The organism is Agromyces sp. NPDC056523 (assembly GCF_042794545.1).
Lineage (GTDB): Bacteria > Actinomycetota > Actinomycetes > Actinomycetales > Microbacteriaceae > Agromyces.
This window is the reverse complement of the sequence record NZ_JBHTTM010000001.1, coordinates 1,238,548-1,257,699: the sequence shown is the minus strand read 5'-3', so window position 1 is coordinate 1,257,699 and position 19,152 is coordinate 1,238,548. Positions and strand designations below refer to the sequence as shown.

General features: G+C 73.1%; 19 protein-coding genes. 5 read left to right on the top strand and 14 right to left on the bottom strand.

Translation table 11 applies throughout. The features are described from left to right. Positions 1-51 precede the first annotated feature (51 nt). Positions 52-1,518: a hypothetical protein gene (locus ACFQ58_RS06220; RefSeq protein ID WP_376950161.1), complete on the top strand. Its 1,467-nt coding sequence runs from the start codon at positions 52-54 to the stop codon at positions 1,516-1,518. Here the strand turns inward: ACFQ58_RS06220 and ACFQ58_RS06215 are convergent. From ACFQ58_RS06215 to ACFQ58_RS06185, 7 genes are read right to left on the bottom strand one after another with little or no spacing between them, the layout of a single operon-like run. After that, positions 1,432-2,724, bottom strand: coding sequence for a cytochrome P450 (locus ACFQ58_RS06215; RefSeq protein ID WP_376950160.1), 1,293 nt, complete (start codon positions 2,722-2,724; stop codon positions 1,432-1,434). The genes ACFQ58_RS06220 and ACFQ58_RS06215 overlap by 87 nt on opposite strands. Further along, the gene (locus ACFQ58_RS06210) at positions 2,718-3,767 is read right to left on the bottom strand and encodes a 3-oxoacyl-ACP synthase III family protein (RefSeq protein WP_376950159.1); all 1,050 of its coding nucleotides are present in this window, start codon (positions 3,765-3,767) and stop codon (positions 2,718-2,720) included. Before ACFQ58_RS06210 ends, ACFQ58_RS06215 begins: the two co-directional genes overlap by 7 nt. Then, complete coding sequence (locus ACFQ58_RS06205) at positions 3,764-5,125, bottom strand: hypothetical protein (protein ID WP_376950158.1); 1,362 nt, start codon at positions 5,123-5,125, stop codon at positions 3,764-3,766. Before ACFQ58_RS06205 ends, ACFQ58_RS06210 begins: the two co-directional genes overlap by 4 nt. After that, complete coding sequence (locus tag ACFQ58_RS06200; protein WP_376950157.1) at positions 5,122-5,709, bottom strand: hypothetical protein; 588 nt, start codon at positions 5,707-5,709, stop codon at positions 5,122-5,124. Before ACFQ58_RS06200 ends, ACFQ58_RS06205 begins: the two co-directional genes overlap by 4 nt. Then, complete coding sequence (locus tag ACFQ58_RS06195) at positions 5,706-6,881, bottom strand: glycosyltransferase (RefSeq protein WP_376950156.1); 1,176 nt, start codon at positions 6,879-6,881, stop codon at positions 5,706-5,708. Before ACFQ58_RS06195 ends, ACFQ58_RS06200 begins: the two co-directional genes overlap by 4 nt. After that, a complete protein-coding gene (locus ACFQ58_RS06190) occupies positions 6,878-7,870 on the bottom strand; it encodes an NAD-dependent epimerase/dehydratase family protein (protein ID WP_376950155.1) in 993 nt (330 codons plus the stop codon). Before ACFQ58_RS06190 ends, ACFQ58_RS06195 begins: the two co-directional genes overlap by 4 nt. Beyond that, positions 7,863-9,260, bottom strand: a complete 1,398-nt coding sequence (locus tag ACFQ58_RS06185; protein ID WP_376950154.1) for a F390 synthetase-related protein — start codon at positions 9,258-9,260, stop codon at positions 7,863-7,865. Before ACFQ58_RS06185 ends, ACFQ58_RS06190 begins: the two co-directional genes overlap by 8 nt. 477 nt (positions 9,261-9,737) lie before the next feature. On the opposite strand from ACFQ58_RS06185, the gene ACFQ58_RS06180 reads away from it, so the two are divergent. Beyond that, entirely contained in the window at positions 9,738-10,055 is a 318-nt protein-coding gene (locus ACFQ58_RS06180) for a hypothetical protein (protein ID WP_376950153.1), read from the top strand. Between the two features lie 92 nt (positions 10,056-10,147). After that, positions 10,148-10,627 (top strand): DUF559 domain-containing protein, encoded by a 480-nt coding sequence (locus tag ACFQ58_RS06175; RefSeq protein ID WP_376950152.1) that lies wholly within the window; start codon positions 10,148-10,150, stop codon positions 10,625-10,627. Positions 10,628-10,892: 265 nt separating this feature from the next. Here the strand turns inward: ACFQ58_RS06175 and ACFQ58_RS06170 are convergent, their stop codons facing one another. After that, positions 10,893-11,972, bottom strand: a complete 1,080-nt coding sequence (locus ACFQ58_RS06170) for a glycerophosphodiester phosphodiesterase family protein (protein ID WP_376950151.1) — start codon at positions 11,970-11,972, stop codon at positions 10,893-10,895. A 159-nt stretch (positions 11,973-12,131) separates the two neighbouring features. Here ACFQ58_RS06170 and ACFQ58_RS06165 point away from each other — a divergent pair, with 159 nt between their 5' ends. Further along, the gene (locus ACFQ58_RS06165; protein ID WP_376950150.1) at positions 12,132-12,938 is read left to right on the top strand and encodes a Bax inhibitor-1/YccA family protein; all 807 of its coding nucleotides are present in this window, start codon (positions 12,132-12,134) and stop codon (positions 12,936-12,938) included. A 59-nt stretch (positions 12,939-12,997) separates the two neighbouring features. On the opposite strand, the gene ACFQ58_RS06160 is transcribed toward ACFQ58_RS06165, so the two are convergent. The 6 genes from ACFQ58_RS06160 to ACFQ58_RS06135 all read right to left on the bottom strand — a co-directional run bounded on the left by ACFQ58_RS06160 (position 12,998) and on the right by ACFQ58_RS06135 (position 18,618). Then, a complete protein-coding gene (locus tag ACFQ58_RS06160; protein ID WP_376950149.1) occupies positions 12,998-14,269 on the bottom strand; it encodes an RNA polymerase sigma factor in 1,272 nt (423 codons plus the stop codon). 23 nt (positions 14,270-14,292) lie between these two features. Continuing rightward, on the bottom strand, positions 14,293-14,748 hold the full coding sequence (locus ACFQ58_RS06155) for a YciI family protein (RefSeq protein WP_376950148.1): 456 nt from the start codon (positions 14,746-14,748) through the stop codon (positions 14,293-14,295). 134 nt (positions 14,749-14,882) lie between these two features. After that, positions 14,883-15,827: an L-lactate dehydrogenase gene (locus ACFQ58_RS06150; RefSeq protein WP_376950147.1), complete on the bottom strand. Its 945-nt coding sequence runs from the start codon at positions 15,825-15,827 to the stop codon at positions 14,883-14,885. A 100-nt stretch (positions 15,828-15,927) separates the two neighbouring features. Next, entirely contained in the window at positions 15,928-17,502 is a 1,575-nt protein-coding gene (gene guaA, locus ACFQ58_RS06145; RefSeq protein WP_376950146.1) for a glutamine-hydrolyzing GMP synthase, read from the bottom strand. Then, complete coding sequence (locus ACFQ58_RS06140) at positions 17,499-17,987, bottom strand: DUF3817 domain-containing protein (RefSeq protein WP_376950145.1); 489 nt, start codon at positions 17,985-17,987, stop codon at positions 17,499-17,501. Before ACFQ58_RS06140 ends, guaA begins: the two co-directional genes overlap by 4 nt. Before the next feature lie 10 nt (positions 17,988-17,997). After that, a complete protein-coding gene (locus ACFQ58_RS06135) occupies positions 17,998-18,618 on the bottom strand; it encodes a TetR family transcriptional regulator (protein WP_376950144.1) in 621 nt (206 codons plus the stop codon). A 108-nt stretch (positions 18,619-18,726) separates the two neighbouring features. On the opposite strand from ACFQ58_RS06135, the gene ACFQ58_RS06130 reads away from it, so the two are divergent. Beyond that, positions 18,727-19,137, top strand: a complete 411-nt coding sequence (locus tag ACFQ58_RS06130; protein WP_376950143.1) for a VOC family protein — start codon at positions 18,727-18,729, stop codon at positions 19,135-19,137. Positions 19,138-19,152 lie beyond the last annotated feature (15 nt).

Sequence of the window (19,152 nt, the reverse complement as noted above, 5' to 3'; positions counted from 1 at the left end):
CGCCCCGGCCCGGCGCCCGCTCGGCTCACGGCGGTCGGCTAGCGTGAGGCCGTGCAACCCGAGGAACTCGAGCGTCGACGCCTGCTCCTGCACCGCCTGATCTCGCTGCTGCCCAGGACCGAGCGCCGTCCGGTCGCCTCGGTCGCGGCCGAGGGCAGCGGATCGTCGGGGACGTGGACGTACTACCCCAGCCCGCATGGCGGCTACGGCATCGGGCAGAATCCCGATCACGGATTCATCGAAGAGGCGCGCGTTCCCGACATCCCGGCCGTGATGGACTGGGTGTGGCACGACATCGCGCGCGACTTCATCCGCAGGCACGTCCTGTCGGCCGACGGCGTGCGCCATGCCATCATGCCCGTGCTCATGCCCCTCATGACACCACGCAGTGAACGGGCCGCGGCGCAGGCCGCGATCGACGCCCGAGCCGAGGCGCTCGGCTCGATCGCCGACTCGGGTTCCCGGTGGGCCCGGGCAGCCGTCGCATCCCGTGCGGATGCCGAGCCCGAACTCCTCGCCTCGATCGGTCGGGAAGTCGCCGGCGGATCGTGGGGCTTCTTCCGGAGCACCGTCGATCAGGACACGCCCGACGGCATTGCGCTGCGCAACGTCCTGACCAATCCGGCGACGCCTCCGCAGGTTCTCGCCCGATTCGCGAATTCGCGATCCTCTGCCGAGCTGTGGATCACGCAGGCCGTTGCATCGAACCCCGCGACACCGAGTGATGTGTTCGCGCGCCTCGCGCGCCATTCGGAGCCGCCGATCCGGTGGACCGTGGCCGGGAACGATGCGACTCCTGCGTCGGCCTCGGACTACCTGGCCGCCGACGCCGACGCCGTCACGCGATGGTTCCTGGCTCGTCATCACCCCGTCGCACCGCGTGTGCTCGGCGCTTGGATCAGCGACCCGTCCGTCGTGACGTGCGCCGCTGCCGGACCGAACGCCGGAGCCCTGGCGAGCGCCGAGATCACGCTCGACCCCGACGTTCGACTGGCCGTGGCCCGCAATCGCGCCGCGCCCGCCGAGCTCCTCAACGCCTGGACGGAGACCGTCGCTCCAGGCGATGAACGACTCGCCTTCGCCCTCGCGGTGAACCCGTCCACTCCGATCGAAGGGTGCCGGCGGCTGATCGACGTGGTCGGTACCGGGACGATCGCGACGGCGCTGCTCCGCCGAGCCGATCTGGATCCCGACCTCATGGACGTCGTCCTCGCCGCCGATCGCTCCTGGGCGGTGCCGGACCCGCGCCTCGCGGCGCTCCCGCGGCCCGAGCCGGAGCTTCCCGACGCCATTCGCGCGAGGCTCGTCGCTGACGACGACGACCGACTGCGTGCCTTCGTCGCACGTTCCTCGCGGCTCGGTCCCGACGTCGTCGAGCGATTGATCAACGATCCGGCGGCGACGGTCCGGCTGGCGCTCGCGGGGAACCGGTCAATTCCCGCAATTCGGCTCGAGCCGCTCGCCGAGGACGCCGACGCCGCCGTCGCCCGCGAAGCGCGTCGCCGCCTGGGACGCTGAGTCCGCTCCGGCCCAGGCCGCCGGGCCGAGGTGGACGCTGCGGTACCCCGGGATGAGCACGCCGCGCGCGACGCGCCGCGAGCGCACCGCGAGCGGGCGCGTCGCGGCGGCGTCGAGCACGGCGCCGACGAGCCCGCGGACCTGCGCCATCGCGAGGGGCGCCCCGAGGCAGAAGTGCGCGCCGGCGCCGAACCACAGCTGTCGTAGGTTCGCAGCCGGGTTGCCCACCGGATCGAAGCCGGGCGCGACGCGGTTCGCGAGGAAGGTGGCGAGGATGACCCGGTCCCCCGGTCGCACGGCGACATCGCCGATCTCGGCCTCGCGCACCGTGCTCCGCAGCATGACCGGCGACGGGGTGGTGACGCGCAACCCCTCGGCGATCGCCGCGTCGACGAGCGTGCGATCGGCGGCGAGCCGGCCGAGCCATCCGCTGTCGTGCAGGAGGCACACGAGCCGCGGGAGGTACGCCACGAGGGTCTCGGTGCCGGTGAGCACGAACGCGCCGACCGCGCCGAGCGACTCCTCTTCGACGAGGCCGAGCTCGCGCATCCGGCCGGGCACCGTCGCGGGATCGCCTGCGCGCCAGGCCGCGGCGGCATGGACCGTGAGCTCCGCCATGACCGAACGTGCGTGCCGCACTTGCGCCGGCGTCATCCGGGGTCGGGACAGCCGAACCGCGCCCGTCACGGTCGCGATGTGACGGAACAGGCGGTCGTCGACCACGTCGGGCGGCAGGCCCACGAGCGTGCTGATCACCGCGCTCGCGTGCCGGCGCGCGGCGCCGACGAGCTCCACGGTCTCGCCCGCGGCGAGCGCTGTGCCCAGCTCCGCATACGGTGCGGCGAGCGTGCGCTCGACCAGCTCCCCCACGGCCGCGGGCGTGAACAGCGGGGCGAGCCGCCGACGCAGCTCGGCGTGCTCCGCGCCCTCCATGTTGAGCAGCACGCGCGGGCCCAGCACGGGTGTCCACAGGTCGCTCGGCGACCCCGGACCCTGCTTGGCGAACGACGCCGGATCCATGAGCACCGATCGCAGCAGCGCGGCATCCGTCACCACGACGCCGAGGCCGGGCACGCGCACGACCGGGCGGCGGATGGCGCACAGCAGCGGATACGCGACCGGATGCGCCGCGCGCATCACCCGCTCCTCCCACCGGGCGGCGACCGCCGTGCCCGTGCCGCCCGCCATCGTCGCCGCGATCACCACTGCAGTACCGTGACCCCGAGACTGATCCCGCCCGCCAGCCCGACGAGCGCGACGAGGCTGCCCTCGCGGACGCGGCCCTGCGCGACCGCGCGGTGCAACTGCACCGGCAGCGACACGCTCGCGAGGTTGCCGTGCGACGAGATCGTCTCCTCGGTCACCGCGGGATCGATCCCGAGCAGGTCGACGATACGGCGATGCATCGGCAGCGCGACCTGGTGCACCGCCACGAAGTCGAGCTCGTAGGGCCGCACGCCGAGGCTCGCCAGCGTGTCGTGGAAGATACCGAGCCCGACCGTGCGGAAGGCGCGCTCGAGCGCACGGCCGTCCATGTCGAAGTAGCTGCCGCCGATCGCGTGCGGGTTCACCGAGCCGCCCGTGGGCAGCGTGCCGACCGACCAGTACTCGGAGTGGGCCGCGAACCGGCTGCCGATGAGGCCGACCCCCGGTACGTCGCTCGCCTCGAGCACCACCGCGGCGCCGCCGTCGCTCATCGTGTAGCCCGGGAACGACCGCATGAACTGCTCGGCGCGCTCGAGGCGCCAGCGCACCGCGTGCGAGGGCTGCTCGCCGCTCACGATGAGGGCGCGTCGCGCCTGCCCGGTCGCGATGAGCGCCTCGGCGACCTGCATGCCCTGCAGCAGGCTGTTGCAGGCGTTCTTCACGTCCATGACCGGTGCCGTGACGCCGAGCTTCGCCGCGACGATGTGCGCGGTGGCGGGCTCGATGAGGTCCTGGCTCGCCGAGGCGAACACGAGCAGGTCGACCGGACCCGGCGACTGCTCGAGCGCGCGGCGCGCGGCGGCGACCGCGAGGTCGGAGGTCTGCCAGCCGTCCGGCCGCACGTGCACGCCGCGGACGCCGGTCAATCGCCCGATGATCCCCGACGGCAGGCGCAGGCCCGGGTTCTCGGCCGCGAGGCGCGCCTCGGTCTCGGCGGTGGAGCGCCAGTCGTCGGGGAGGAACACGCCGAGTCCGGCGATGCGCGCCGCGGTGATCCAGCGTGGGTCTGCGGGCCGTCGCGGCGCCTCGGTCATGAGCGTCATGCGCGTGCTCCCGTCGTCCGGCCGCCCACGGGCCGGGAGGTGGTCAGCGCCTGCTGGATCACGTCGGCGGCGCCGACCGCGCCGTCGTTCCGCGCGCAAGCGTCGCGGAATCGCTCGAGCGCGGCACGTCGAGCAGCGGATGGCGCGAGCGCGCGTCGCACGGCCGCGGCGAGTCGCTCGGCGCCTGCCGCACCGGCACGCAGCACCCGGTCGTCGAGCCGTTCGGCGAGGTCGTGGTGCACCAGGCGCGCCGCGACATCCGGTTGGTCGTAGTCGACCGGGATGACGACCGCCGGCCGTGCCGCGGCGAGCGCCGCCTGGGCGATGCCGGCACCGCCGTGGTGCACGACCGCGTCGTATCGGTCGAGGCGGTCGTAGTCGGCGTAGTCGATCACGCGGACGCGTGCGTCGGCGGGCGCGGCATCGGGGCGCGGCGCGTCGCTCCCCGCCGTGCCCCCGAGCGAGAGGTCGAACGCGACGTCGGGCAGCAGTGCGGCGACGCGGTCGAGCGCCTCGACGAGGCGGGCCTTCTCGGGTGCAAGGTGCGTGCCGAACGCGACGAGCACGCGGTGCGGCGCGTCGGGGCCGCCCCCATCGGTCGGAGCCGCAGCCGCACGCGCACCCCAGGCCCCGGGCCGCCCCGGCGGCGAGTACCGCACCGGCCCCACGAACCGCACGGCGGCGGGCCACGACCGCTCGAGCTCGAGCTCGGCGAGGCCGAGCGCGAGCAGGGTGTCGGGCGAGTACGCCTGCTCGGTGCCATCCGCCCTGAACGCACCCGTGAAGCCGAGCTCGCGCAGCGGTCGCGCGTTGAGCGCGAACACGCTGCGCTTGAAGGTGCGCACTGCCGCGCGCGCGGCGGCGTCCCGGACGCGGCCGGCGGGGCCGCGCGGTGGCAGCAGGCCGCCGCAGTACGCGGGCGTGCCGTCGGTCGAGCCGATGGCGGCGGGCGAGGGCATGGCGGTGAACCAGCGGATGCCGTGCCGCGCCGCGCCGGGACCGGCGACGGGGAGCGTGAAGTCGGCGACGACGATCGCGGGCGGGTCGGGGCGCCATCCGTCGTCGAGCTCGTCCCGGATGGCCGCGAGCACGGCGAGGGTCGCGCGGAACTGCCGGTGCAGGCGCACGGGGCGGCGGCCGATACGCTCGACGGGATCGGCGATCGCCGTCATGGTCGCATCATCCGCGGATTCGAGCACGCGGGCGGTCAGGCCGGCCGCCTCGATGCGGGGGCGCGCGGCCGCCGTGCTCGTCACCCGGACGGGGATGCTGCGCGCGGCGAGTTCCACGCCGATGCCGAGGATCGGATGGAGGTGCCCCGCGAACGGCGGGGCGATGAGCTCGACGTGTCCGCTCATGCGACGGCTCCCGGGTGAAGCGAGCGCGAGGGCGACCGCACGCGCTCGATCGCGCGCACCGCGATCGACCGGAACTCGGGCGACGCGAGGTAGTCGAGGTGCCCGGCGTCGATCACGTGGTCGGCCTGCCGCGCCCAGCGCCGGGCGAGCGCGTCGCGGCGGCCGACGACGGTCTCGAGGCGCAGGCCGAGCGGGCGCGACCTGGCGACCGGCCCGTAGGCGAGCACGTGCACGCTGCGCGCGGCGGCGGCCTCGAGGCGCAGCCCGGCCAGCAGCTCGAGCCCGCAACTGCCGGCGAGCACGAGCGTGCGGTCGGCCGCGGTCAGGACGTCGCGCACGGCGTCGGCGTGGTCGAGCGCGAACCTCGGATGGCGCGCCGCGAGGTAGTCGCGCGCGTTCCGGACGCTCGCGAGCGGCAGCGGCGTCGGGCGCCACGGGCCGCTCGCCGGCGCATACGGGAAGTTCACGTCCAGGCGCTCGTCGATGCCGACGGGCAGCGCGTCGAGGAATGCGCGCTGTTCGGGCGACAGCGCCGTGTTCGACCGGTCGCTGCGGCCGGTGAGGAAGCACACGCGCAGCCTCACGCCGCGACCGCCTCGAACCGGTCGTTCGCGTGGACCCGGTACCGGCCCGATCGCCAGACGATGCGCCGATCGACCAGGGCGCCCGCGAACTGCACCGGCAGCAGGAGTTCGGCGGCGATCGACCGCGCGGGATCGTGGCGTACCCGACCGGTCACGGCTCGCTGCGCCGCCGCGATGACGGCCGACCGGCTCGCGACTGCGACGAGCGCGGCCGCCACGCGCGGGCCCGACGGACGGGCGACCGCGAGCCCGACGGCCGTCGCGAGCAGCACGGGCGGCAGGGCGTACGCCGCGGCCAGGCCCACGCGCCATCCGCTCGGCTCGGCCCGCAGCCCCAGGCGTGCGAACACCATCCACCGATGCATCAGATGGCGATAGGAGCGACCGTCGGACACTGTCGTCGACACCACCTGGGGCACCTCGGTCTGGTCGATGCGGCCGCCCGCCGCGCGCACGCGTCCCGCGATGGCCAGGTCGTCGGCGATCAGCCGCTGCAGCGGCCCGAACCCGCCGAGTCGCTGCAGTGTGCTCCGGCGCATCGCCCACGTCATGCCGTTGATCGCACGCGCCGACCCCGACGCCGACGTGGGCAGGTAGGTCAGGATCGCCTGGTCGTTCACGAACTCGGCGACGAGACGCGACCATTCGCCCGGACCCGGTTCGTACGTCGGCAGGCCGGTGCTGACATCCGCGATCTGGAGTCCGTCGAGCAACGCCGTGATCCCGGCCGGCGTCACGCGCGTGTCGTCGTCGATGACCGCGAACGCCTCGGTGGTCAGCAGGCCCTCGGCGAGCGCGAGCTTGAACGCCTTCGGCCCGGTGCCCGGCGGGCACGGCGGGCAGTCCACGATCTCGACCCGGGCGAGCGGATGGCGCGCCCGGGCCGCCTCGGCGATGCGCCACCCCTCGGGGTCCCGCTGGTCGACCAGCCACAGCACGCGCGCGTCGGGGCACGCCTCGAGCGTCGCGACGAGGGCCTGCTCGAGCTGCGGATCGCCCGACAGGATCGGCTGCACGACCGTGAGCTCGCCCGGCGCGACCGGGTCGGCGGTCGCCCGGCGCACGCGTGCCCGGCGCCGGGCGACGGCGACGCCGGCGAGCGCCGCCTTCGCACCCAGCACGCCGACGTAGGCGATCGCGGCGCCGATCGCGACCCGGTCGGCCGCCCTCATCGCACGGGCTCCGCGCGGCCCTGCCGGGCGGCCGCGATCGTCCGCTCGATGGCCTCCTCCATGCCGATCGCCGGCGGGCCGAACAGCCGGCGGGCGAGCGAGACGTCGAATGTCTTGGACGACGCGAGCAGCCACACGGCGTACTGCGTGAGCGGTGGCTCGCCCGGCAGCCGGCCGAGTCGCCAGGCCGTCTCGGCGGCGGCGGCGAGCCCGAGCGCACTGGTGCGTCCGATGGTGCGGCGGGGCACAGGGAGCCCGAGCTCCCCGAGGATGCGGGCGATCGTGGGCATGATCGGGACGGGTTCGCCGTTCGTGAGGTTCACCTCGGTGCCCGCCAGTCCGGGCGCGAGCGTCGCGGCGACGAGCTGGTCGACGAGCGTGTCGATGTAGACGAGGTCGCCGACCGCGGGATGGGCGGGATCGCCGAGGAACGGCAGCCGCCCACGCGCGGCCGCCTCGAGGATGCGGGGCAGCAGGGTCGTGTCACCGGGTCCGAACACCGCGCGCGGGCGGGCGATCACCCAGTCGCCGGGATGCCGCCGAACCAGCTGTTCGCCCTCGTGCTTGGTCCGCGCGTAATCGTTCAGGAAGTCCGGCCCGATCGGGCTCGACTCGGTGAGGCCGAACTGGTCGGCGCGCCGGTAGAACACGGAGGTGGACGACACGTACACGACGCGCGACGTGCCCGACCGCCGCGCGAGCTCGAGGACGTTCGCCGTCGCGTCGACGTTCTGCGTACGGAACTGCGCGCGCGTGCCCCACTGGCTCGCACGTGCGGCGGCGTGCACGATCACGTCGGGCCGGAACGCGGCGCCGAAGGGCAACTCCACGGAGCGCGACAGGTCGAGGCTCGCGACATCCGGATCATCGACGCGGCGCCGGCCGATGCCGCGCACGTCGATGTCGTCGCGCTCGCGCAGGGCGCGCAGGAGCGCGCCGCCGACGAAGCCCGTGGCGCCGGTCACGAGCACGCGCGTCCGCTCAGCCACGCGCCACCTCCTCCGTCGGGGCCGCCGCCGCGGGCGCCGCCGCCACGGGCGGCGCAGGCGCCTCCGCACGCCGGATGCGCACGACCTTGTCGCCCGGTCGCGGCGGCGTCCACGCCTCGAACCGCAGTTCCGGATGTCGCGCCCCGACGGCGTCGAACAGCTCGCCGAGGCTCCGCCGCACCGCGGCCTCCGCGGCAGCGACCTCGCGCGCATCCGTCGCACGGGCCAACGCGATGTCGAGCCGGCCGCCCGACGACCAGCGGATCGCCCAGTCGGTGACATCCGCGAGCGCCATCGCGCGCCGCACGGTGTCAGGGAAGATGCGGACGACTCCGCCGTCGGCGCCGACCGCCTCGACGACCTCGTCGGCACGGCCCTCGACGGCCTCGATCACGCGCGACGGGTCGCCGCATGGGCAGCGCGCATCATCCGCCGCTGCTCGGAGCACGTCGTCGAGCCGGTACCGCACGACCAGCTGCGTGCGGCGCTCGAGGTCGGTGACGATCGGGGTGAACCGGCGGTGCTCGGCGTCGAGCGACTCGGGCTCGAAGACGACGACCGACTCATTGAGGTGCAGGCGCCCCCGCGCGCAGTCGAGCCCGAGCAGGCCCTCCGTCGCCTGGTAGACGCGGCGCGGGCGCACGCCCCACGCGCCCTCGACGCGCACGGCGGTGGCGGGGTCGAGCACCTCGGCCACCGCGACCACGAGTCGGGGCGCGATCGCGAGCTCGCCGCGGGCGGCCGCGCGGGCCAGGGCATCGAGCACGCTCGACGGGGCCACGAGCACGTCGGGGCGGGCCGTCGCGACGCCCGCGAGCACCTCGTCGAACGGCGCGACGAGGTCGACGAACCGGAAGTCCAGCCGTCGGCTGCCGACCGACTCGTACAGCGTGCTGTTCGCGCGCAGGCAGAACGCGATGCGCAGCGGCGGACGCCACGGCTGCACGAGCTGCACCAGGCTGCGCCGGTCGAGCAGGCGCCCGAGCACCGTGCCGGCCCAGCGCAGGCGCTCGGCCTCGTCGACGAGGAACACGCCCGGTCGCCCAGACGTGCCGCTCGACAGGCCGACGGTGATGCCGCCCGGCAGCAGGCCGGAGAAGTCGCGGCTGTGTTCCGCCGCGTGCGCGGCCGTGAGCGCGGTGTCGAGGTCGATGCCGAGCACGTTGAAGCCCGCGAAGTCGGCCAGCACGGCCGCCTTGTCGACGACCGGCACGTCCGCCAGTCGGTCGAAGGGGTGCGCGTAGTGGCCGGCTCGCGGCATCCGCTCGACCAGCAGGCGACGGATGGCTCGCCGCCGCCGGCGCTCGAGACCGCGGCGGCTCTGCAGGCGCACGCCCCAGCGCGACCGCGCGAACGCGGCCAGCGCGCCCACCGCGAGCGTCGGGCCCATCCGTCCTCCGTCCGCCTCGCGTTCCCGGGCGAACGCCCGCGTGCTGCTGGATCCTAGCGGAGCCGCCGACGGCGCCCGCGCCCTCCGTTCGGGGGCGAATCCCGCGGGTCGTTCCCATGCGCGCGAGTTCCGAGTTTCTGCGGGCCCACCCGCATGAACCCGGGACTCGCCGAACCTCGCCGCGGCTCGTGTGCCACCATTCGCTCTCCTGTCCTGCCCGACTTCCGCCTTTCTGCGGGCGCACCCGCACGAACTCGGGACTCGCCGAACCTCGCCGCGGCTCGTGCGCCACCACTCGCTCTCCTGCGCCCGACTTCCGTCTTTCTGCGGGCCCACCCGCAGAAAGTCGGGAATCGGGGAGCGTCTGGCGGCCCGTGCGCGCAGCCACTCGTCCCTCACATCAAGCCCGGCAGCCGCTGCATGGACGGCTTCCCGACACCGCCGCCGACGGACGTGGCGCAGTGCCACTATCGCCGGATGGCCCGCCCCGCCCCGCTCCCGCTCGAGTTCCGCGTCCGCCCGTTCCACGTCGGCCAAGCGGCCGTGCACGGGGTGACCGCGTCACGACTTCGGGCGCGTGACCTGGTGCGCCCGTATCGAGGAGTCCGCGCGACATCGGTCCCGGCCACGGTGCTGGAGCGCTGCCAGGCGTATGCGACCCGCATGCCGTCCGAGCACTGGTTCAGCCACGCCACGGCCGCGCAACTCTGGGCGCTGCCGCTCCCAGGCGGGTCGAGCGAGACCGTCGGCTGCATGTCAGCTCGGCGCGCCGCGAGCCCGAGGTGGCGGGTGTGATCGGTCATCGCGCCAAACGGCGTCCTGACGTGAGGCTCGCGTTCGGCATATCGGTCCTGGCCCCCGCAGATGCATGGTGCCAACTCGGGAGCGTGCTCACCGTCGACGAGCTCATCGAGGCGGGCGATCGCCTCCTCGGCTGGCCGCTCCCGCTGTGCTCGCGCGAGGAACTCGACACCGCGGTCACCCGCTTCGGCTCGCGGCGAGGCGCGCGAAAGGTGCGGGCGGCTTGGGCTCGCCTTCGCGCCGGCTCGGCCTCGCCACGCGAGACCAGACTCCGGGAGCTTCTCGTGGCGGCGGGACTCCCCGAGCCCGCGCTGAACGTGCCGATCGTGCTGCGCGACGGGCGCTCCACACCCGGCGACCTCGTGTACGCCGAGTACCGCGTTCTTGTCGAGTATGACGGCGAGCAGCACCGCGAGGACGCCGAGCAGTTCGGTCGCGACGTCGACCGTCTCAACGCCCTCGCGATCGCGGGGTGGGTCGTCGTACGGATCCGCAAGGACATGGCTGACGCGAGCGTGCTCGACCTCGTCACGACCGCACTCACGGCCCGCGGATGGCGCGCATGAGTGTCTGCCCGTTGGCCCGAGTCCCGGGTTTCGGCGGGTACACCTGCCCAAAGGCGGGAGTCGCGATGGTGAGGTCCCCGCGTGCGAGGCGGATGCAACGAGTCACGGGTTGACGTGGGTGCACCCGCACCAAGGCGGGAGTCGCAACGATGGTGGTGAGGTTCCCGCATGCGAGGCGGACGCAGCGAGTCACGGGTTCGTGCGGGGTGCACCCGCACGAACCCGGGATTCGCGACGGGAGCGGGAGAGCGGCGCGGTGCGCGCGTCAGGCGCCGGCGGCGACGCGACGCGCCTCGATGCCGAGGTCGGGGTGGTCGAGGAAGATCCCGTCGAGGCCGGTCCCGATGATGCGCGTGAACTCGCCGAGCCAGTCGCCCCAGGCGGCGCGAGCGGTCCCCCGCCGGTTCGGCTGGGCGAGGAAGCGGTTCTCGGGGCGGAGCGTCCACGTGTAGACGGCGAGGCCCGCGGCGTGCGCGGCATCGACGAGATCGGACCCGGTGAGCGGCCCGCCGTTCGCGGCGCGACGCGCGGCAGACGCGACATCCGTCGACGACCGCGGCCCGCCCACGAGCCGGGACTTGCCGACGCTCACGCCGTCGACCGCCCCGGCGAGGCCGAGCAGGCCCTCCTCCGTGACGAACGAGTCGTACGTGCGGGGACGCCCATCGGCGCTGCCCGCCGTCGCGACGAGGTCCCACGGTGCGCCGCGATCCTCGACGAGCAGCACCTTGGTGCCCGCGATGCCGCGGTCGCGCAGGCGCTCGAGCAACGTCGGCTCGAACGACTCCGAGATGAGGCGGCCGTCGCCCCGGCCCCATCCGCCCGCGGCGAGCTCAGCCGCGAACAGCTCGTCGAGCGGCAGGCCGAGCCCCTCGAAGTGCGTCGCGTGCTTGAACTCCGCGACGAGGCGGATGTCACGACCCGAGTCGTCGGACGCGGCATCCAGCATCGCGAGCAGGTCACGGAAGCGGATGATCGGGTACCGGCCGTCGAAGGTCGCGCTGTGCTGACGCACGCCGCCGAGCCGCTCGGTCGCCCGGAGCGTGGACAGCTCGGCCCACGTGAAGTCCTCGGTGAACCAGCCCGTGAGCGCCGTGCCGTCGACCTCGCGCGTGGTGCGCCGCGATGCGAACTCGGCGCGGGACGCGACATCCGTGGTGCCCGAGATCTCGTTCTCGTGGCGCAGCACGAGCACGCCGTCGCGCGTCGCGACCAGGTCGGGTTCGACCGCGTCGACGCCCAGCGCGAACGCGAGCCGGTACGAGGCCTCGGTGTGCTCGGGGCGGTAGCCCGGCGCGCCGCGGTGCCCGATGACCAGGGGTCGCTCCGCAGGACCTGCCAGCATCCCCCCAGCGTAGCCACGGCCCTCCACGCGGCCCCGGAATTCCGCGCGGATTCACGGCGTTGACACTGCTGAACCCGCTAGGTTGGAAGGACGCGACCAGATCGGTCCGCACGATTCCCCTCCACCCGACGGAAAGCCGAAAGCAGAGGAACCACAGCAATGGCTCTCAACAACCCCGCCTTCTCACGTAATGAGGCGTTCTCCAACCAGGGGGCGGTGGCTGTCGCGCAGGACATGTCCGCCCAGCAGTTGCAGGACATGTACAACCAGCCCGCCACGCTCCCCGACCGCGAGGTCATGACGATCGAGGACTCGATCGCGAAGTCCGCCGCATCGTTCGGCGTGCTGCTCGTCGGCGCCGCGATCGGCTGGCTCACGGTGCAGACCGTGCCGTTCCTCTGGATCGGCGCCGGCATCGTCGGCTTCGTCCTCGCGCTCGTCAATATCTTCAAGAAGGAGCCGTCGCCCGCGCTGATCCTGGCGTATGCGGGAGTCCAGGGTGTGTTCGTCGGCGGCATCTCGGCCTGGTACGAGCTCGCCTACGGCGGCGGCATCGTCGCCCAGGCGGTCATCGCGACCCTTGTGGTCGTCGGCGTGACGCTCGCGCTGTTCGCGTCGGGCAAGATCCGCGCGTCGGCCCGCGCGACGAAGGTCTTCATGATCGCGATGGTCGGTTACATCGTGTTCTCGCTCGTCAACTTCGGCCTGATCCTCTTCGGCGTGACCGACGACCCGTGGGGCCTCCGCGGTGCCGAGATCATGGGCATCCCGCTCGGTCTGATCATCGGCGTCCTGGTCGTGATCATGGCCGCGTACTCGCTCGTGCTCGACTTCGACTTCATCCAGCAGGGCGTGCGAAACCGGGCTCCCAGGAAGTACGGCTGGACCGGTGCCTTCGGCATCATGGTCACCGTCATCTGGCTGTACCTCGAGATCCTGCGCATCCTCGCGATCACGCGCGACTAGCCCTCGATCCACGCGAACGGGCCGTCCCCACGGGGGCGGCCCGTTCCGCGTCTGCGGCGTCAGCGAGCGTCGGGTCGCGACGCCCGCGCGAGCAGCACCGCGCGCTCCCGCTCGTTGGCCGTGAGCCGCGCCGCCTCCGCGAAGGCCTCGCGCGCGTCATCCGATCGCCCGAGCCGTTCGAGCAGCTCGGCGCGCACCGCCTGCAGCGGATGGTACTTCGCGAGCCGCCCATCGGCAGCGAGCTCGTCGACGATCGCGAGCCCCGCCTCGGCTCCGTCGGCCATGGCGACCGCCACTGCCCGGTTGAGCTCGACGACCGGCGACGGCGCCACCTGCCCGAGCGCCTCGTAGAGCGCGACGATCGTCTCCCAGTCGGTGTCGTCGACGGATGGCGCGATGTCGTGCTGCTCGGCGATCGCCGCCTGCAGCGCGTAGGCGCCTCGTCCGCGCCCGATGGCGTCGGCGCGCGCGAGCGCCGCGCGCCCCCGCGTGATCGCCGAGCGGTCCCACCGCCGCCGGTCCTGATCGGGCAGCAGCACCGGGTTCCCGGCAGGGTCGAGGCGGGCCGGGAACCGCGCCGCCGTGAGCTCCATGAGCGCGACGAGCCCGTGCACCTCGGGCTCCCGCGGCACGAGCCCCGCGAGCACGCGCCCCAGTCGCAGTGCCTCGCGGCTGAGCTCGGGCCGCATGAGGTCCTCGCCGGCCGACGCCGAGTGCCCCTCGTTGAAGATCAGGTACAGCACGCCGAGCACGGTGCCGAGTCGCTCGGGGAACTCCGACCGCGGCGGCACCTCGAACGGCACGCCCGCGTCGCCGAGCGTCTTCTTCGCGCGCACGATCCGCTGCTGCACCGTCGAGACCGGCACGAGGAATGCGCGCGCGATCTCCTCGGTCGTGAGACCCGCGACGACGCGCAGCGTGAGCGCGACGCGCGCCTCGCGCGAGAGCACGGGATGGCAGGACACGAACACGAGCCGGAGCACGTCGTCGTCGATCGCATCGGGGTCGTAGGGCAGGTCGCCCGTGGCATCCGCCGCCTCGGCCTGCTCGCGTTCGAGGTCGTGGGCGATCGCGGCCAGCCGCTCGTCGTAGCGCTCGCGGCGGCGCCATCCGTCGATCGCCCGGCGCTTGCCGACGGCGGTGAGCCAGGCGCCCGGGTTCGACGGGATGCCGGAGTCCGGCCACTGCGCGAGCGCCTCGGCGAGCGCGTCCTGCGCGAGGTCCTCGGCGAGGGCGAAGTCGCCGACCATGCGCGTGAGCGTCGCGACGATGCGCGCCGACTCGATGCGCCAGACCGCGGCGACGGCCCGCCGGGCGGACTCTGCGTCCACCGGGCGGGCCGTCGCGTCGGCCGTCACGCCTTGGTCGCGGCGCGTCGGGCGTCTTCAGCGAGACGCTCGGCCTGCTCGGCGCGCCAGCCGACCTCCTTCTGGATCCACTCGTTGTCCTGCGGGAAGTCGTCGATCTCGGACACGCGCCGTACCTCGAGCTTCGCGCCCGGGCCGAGCGGGCACCGCTTGGCCCACTCCGCGGCCTCTTCGGCACTCGAGACGTCGAGGATCCAGAAGCCGTTGAACAGCTCCTTGGTCTCGCCGTAGGGGCCATCGGTGACGAGGGGCGGCTCGGCCGAGAAGTCGACGACGAAGCCCTCGCTCGCGTCGGTCAGGCCCTCGCCGGCGAGCATCACGCCGGCCTTCATGAGTTCCTCGTTGTACCGGCCCATCGCCGCGATGACCTCGTCGAACGGCATGTCCTGGTACGCCTCGACGGCTTCGTCGGTGGCCCGCATGATCAGCATGTACCGCGTCATGGTGAAAACTCCTCCGTGTTCGGGTCGCCCTTCGACCCTCTCACTCATGGCGTCGAACGGGAAGACGCCCGATCGACACCGCCGCGAACATTTTCTGAACCGACGGGCGAATGCCCCGGGCGGGCGTCCCGGGCTCAGATGCCGAGGGTCGCGCCCGCGGCCCTGATGGCGTCGGCGGATGCCGCGAGCAGCGCCTCCTCGTCGGAGGACAGGGGCGTCTCGGCGACCGCGAACGCCCCGTCGCCGCCGACCACGCTGGGCAGCGAGAGCGCGACGTCGTCGATGCCGCGCACCCCGGAGAGCACGGTGCTCACGGGCAGCACGGCACGCTCGTCGCCGAGCACCGCCTCGACGATGCGGGCGCCGGTGAGCCCGATCGCGTAGTTGGTGGCGCCCTTGCCGCGGATGACGGTGTACGCCGCGTTGCGCACCTCGTGCGCGATCCCGTCGAGCTCCTCGCGCGTGAACGGCTCGCCGGCACGCCAGTCGAGGATCGGCACCGGCCCGATCCGCGCGTTCGACCACAGCGGGAACTCGGTGTCGCCGTGCTCGCCGACGATGTCGGCGTGCACGCTCGCGGTCGTGACGCCGGCGCGCTTCGCGAGCAGCCACCGCAGCCGCGACGTGTCGAGCACCGTGCCCGATCCGAACACCCGCTCGGACGGCAACCCGCTGATGCGCTGCGCGGCGAGCGTCAGCACGTCGACGGGATTCGTGACGAGCACGTAGATCGCGTCGGGGGCGCGCTCGAGCAGGCCGGGCAGCAGTCGCTCGAGGATCCCGACGTTCGTGCCCGCGAGTTCCATCCGGCTCTGGCCCGGCTGCTGCTTGGCTCCGGCGGTGATCACGACGACGTGCGAGCCGGCGACGACGTCGAGATCGGCCCCGCCGATCACGCTCGACCGCGTGAACTGCGTGCCGTGCGCGAGGTCGAGCACCTCGGCCTCGACCTTCTCGGTCGCGATGTCGTAGAGCGCGACCTGCGACGCCGACTCCCGGATGAGCGCGGCGTACGCGAGGCTCGTCCCGACGCTCCCCGCTCCGACGACCGACAGCTTCGAGTTCTCGACGACGCCCATGCAGCCATCCTTCCGAAGCGGGCGACGGATGTCACGACTCCGCACGACGGAGGGCGCGGACCTCGCGGTCCGCGCCCTCCTCACGTCAGCGACGCCGACGCTACTCCCACTCGATGGTCCCCGGCGGCTTCGACGTGACGTCGAGCACGACGCGGTTGACTTCGGCCACCTCGTTGGTGATGCGGTTCGAGATGCGCGCGAGCACCTCGTAGGGCAGGCGGGTCCAGTCGGCGGTCATCGCGTCCTCGGACGAGACCGGGCGCAGCACGATCGGGTGGCCGTAGGTGCGACCGTCGCCCTGGACGCCCACGGAGCGCACGTCGGCGAGCAGCACGACGGGGCACTGCCAGATCTCCTGGTCGAGGCCCGCTGCGGTGAGCTCGGCACGCGCGATGGCGTCGGCCTCGCGCAGCGTCTCGAGCCGGTCGCGCGTGACCTCGCCGACGATGCGGATGCCGAGGCCCGGGCCGGGGAAGGGCTGGCGGCCGACGATCGCCTCGGGCAGACCGAGCTCGCGGCCGATCGCCCGCACTTCGTCCTTGAAGAGCGTGCGCAGCGGCTCGACGAGCTCGAACTGCAGATCTTCGGGCAGGCCGCCCACGTTGTGGTGGCTCTTGATGTTCGCGGTGCCGGTGCCGCCGCCCGATTCGACCACATCGGGGTAGAGCGTGCCCTGCACCAGGTAGCGGATGGACTCGCCGTCGGCCTCGGCCTCGGCGACGAGGTCGCGCTCGGCCCGCTCGAAGGCGCGGATGAACTCGCGCCCGATGATCTTGCGCTTCTCCTCGGGGTCGGTGACCCCGGCGAGCGCGTCGAGGAACGTGTCCTGTGCGTCGACGGTGACCAGCCGGATGCCGGTCGCGGCGACGTAGTCGACCTCGACCTGCTTGCGCTCGTCCTTCCGGAGCAGCCCGTGGTCGACGAAGACGCACACGAGCTGGTCGCCGACGGCCTCGTGCACGATCGCGGCCGCGACCGCGGAGTCGACGCCGCCCGACAGGCCCGCGATGACCCGGCCCGAGCCGACCTGCTCGCGGATGCGCGCGACCTGCTCGGCGATGACGTTGCCCGAGTTCCAGTCGGCGGGGATGCCGGCGGCCCGGTGCAGGAAGTTCTCGATGACGTCCTGTCCGAACGGCGAGTGCTTGACCTCGGGATGCCACTGCACGCCGTAGAAGCGCTGCGCGTCGTTCGCGAAGGCGGCGACCGGGGTGTCGGCCGTCGAGGCGAGCACGTCGAAGCCCTCGGGCGCGACCGCGACGGAGTCGCCGTGGCTCATCCACACCGTCTGGTGCTCAGGCTGCCCGCCGAGCAGCGCGTTGCCGTCGACGCGCAGCGTCGCCTCGGTCGAGCCGTACTCGCGGCGGCCGGTGTGGGCGACCTCGCCGCCGAGCTGCTGCGCCATGACCTGGAAGCCGTAGCAGATGCCGAGCGTCGGCACCCCGAGCTCGAGGATGCCGGGATCGAGCGCGGGCGCCCCCGCTTCATACACCGACGACGGCCCGCCCGAGAGCACGATGCCGATCGGGTCCATCGCGCGCACTTCATCGGCGCTGATGGTGTGCGGCACGATCTCGGAGTAGACGGATGCCTCGCGCACGCGTCGCGCGATCAGCTGCGCGTACTGCGCGCCGAAGTCGACGACGAGCACGGGGCGCTGCTGGGTCTCGCTCACTGGGCGGCCTCCACGGACTCGGATTCGGACTCGGGACGTGCGGGCGCGGCATCCGCTTCACGCCTGGCCAGGTAGCCGCGCACCTCGCGGGCGATGCGCGCCTCGAGGAAGAACGAGAGGAACGGCACGATGCCGCCCGATGCCAGGAGCAGCAGGCGCGGGAAGCGCCAGCGCATGAGGCTCCACAGGCGGAAGTTGCTGAAGAGGTACACGACGTAGAACCAGCCGTGCGCGATGAGGATGCCCGTCGACAGGTTCACGCCCGTGCCCGTCGACTCGAGGCCCTCGGGCGTCTCGACGACCGGCTCGAACGAGAGCAGCCCGTTCGGGCCGAACGCGAACAGCTCGAGGTGCCACACGTACTTGAGCAGCATCTCGGTGCACAGCAGCAGCAGCATGACGCCCGTGATGACCGAGCAGACCATGTAGAACTTCAGGGCCCCGCGGATGCGCGGGAAATCAGCCGATTTGGGCTCGAGGGGCATGGCGTCCAGTCTACGGGGCGGTTGCCTGCGCGACGCCTGAGTCGGCATCGGGGGCGAGCCCCGTGAGCATACGGGCGAGCGTGGCGATGGCGGCGTCGATTCCGCGCTGCGGGTCGGCGGCGGAGGCGTTCGCGATGGCGACCTCGTTCAGCGCGCCGGACACCATGGTGGTGACCGTGCCGAGCGATCGCCGAGCGATGACGCCCGCGTCGGCCAATTCGGCCACGCCCGCGTCGAGCAGGCGCGCGCTCGACTCGAGGTCACCGTCGCGCCAGTCGTCCCACCCGAGCACGGCGGGACCGTCGACGAGCAGGATGCGACGCACCTCGGGCGCGAGGCTCGCCTCGAGGAACGCGCGGCACCCGGCCAGGAAGGCGTCCATGGGCGGCGCATCGACGCCTGAAGCCCGCTCGACGGCTTCGGCCACGGCGAACTGAGCGCGCTCGACGACGCCGGCGAACAGGCCGTGCTTGCTGCCGAAGTGGTGGTAGACCGCGCCGCGCGTCAGGCCGACTTCCGCCACCACCTCCTCGAGCGCGACGCCCGCGTAGCCGGACTCGGCGAACCGCCGTGCCGCGATGCCGAGGATGGCATCGCGCGTGCGCTCCCGTTGCTCCGCCTTCGTCGGCATCGGTCTTCATCCTCCAGTCTCGCCACCACTTGACATGCACACTGTATGTCAACCAGACTGGCCATACATACAGACTGTATGTATCTCTTTAAGCCAGGAGGCCGCCGCATGCTCCGCTCCAGCTACCCCGTCCTCTGTGCCGGCGATGTCGCGGCGAGCGCCGAGTTCTACCGCGAGCATTTCGGCTTCGAGGCGACGTTCGAGTCGGACTGGTACGTGAGCCTGCGCCACCCGGCGACCAGTTCCGAGCTCGCGATCCTCGATCCAACCCACGAGTCGATGCCGGCCGGGTACGGCACGGTCGCACGCGGCGTGCTCGTCAACCTCGAGCTCGATGACGTCGACGCGGTCGCCGCCCGGCTCGAGGCCGCCGGCGTGCCGGTCGTCCAGTCGCTGCGCAGCGAGCCCTTCGGCCAGCGGCACATCATCGTGCGCGACCCCGGCGGCGTCCTCGTCGACGTCATCACCGAGATCGCGCCGAGCCCTGAGTTCCTGGCAGCGTTCCGTCGCGACGCCTGACCGGCGGCGCGTCGC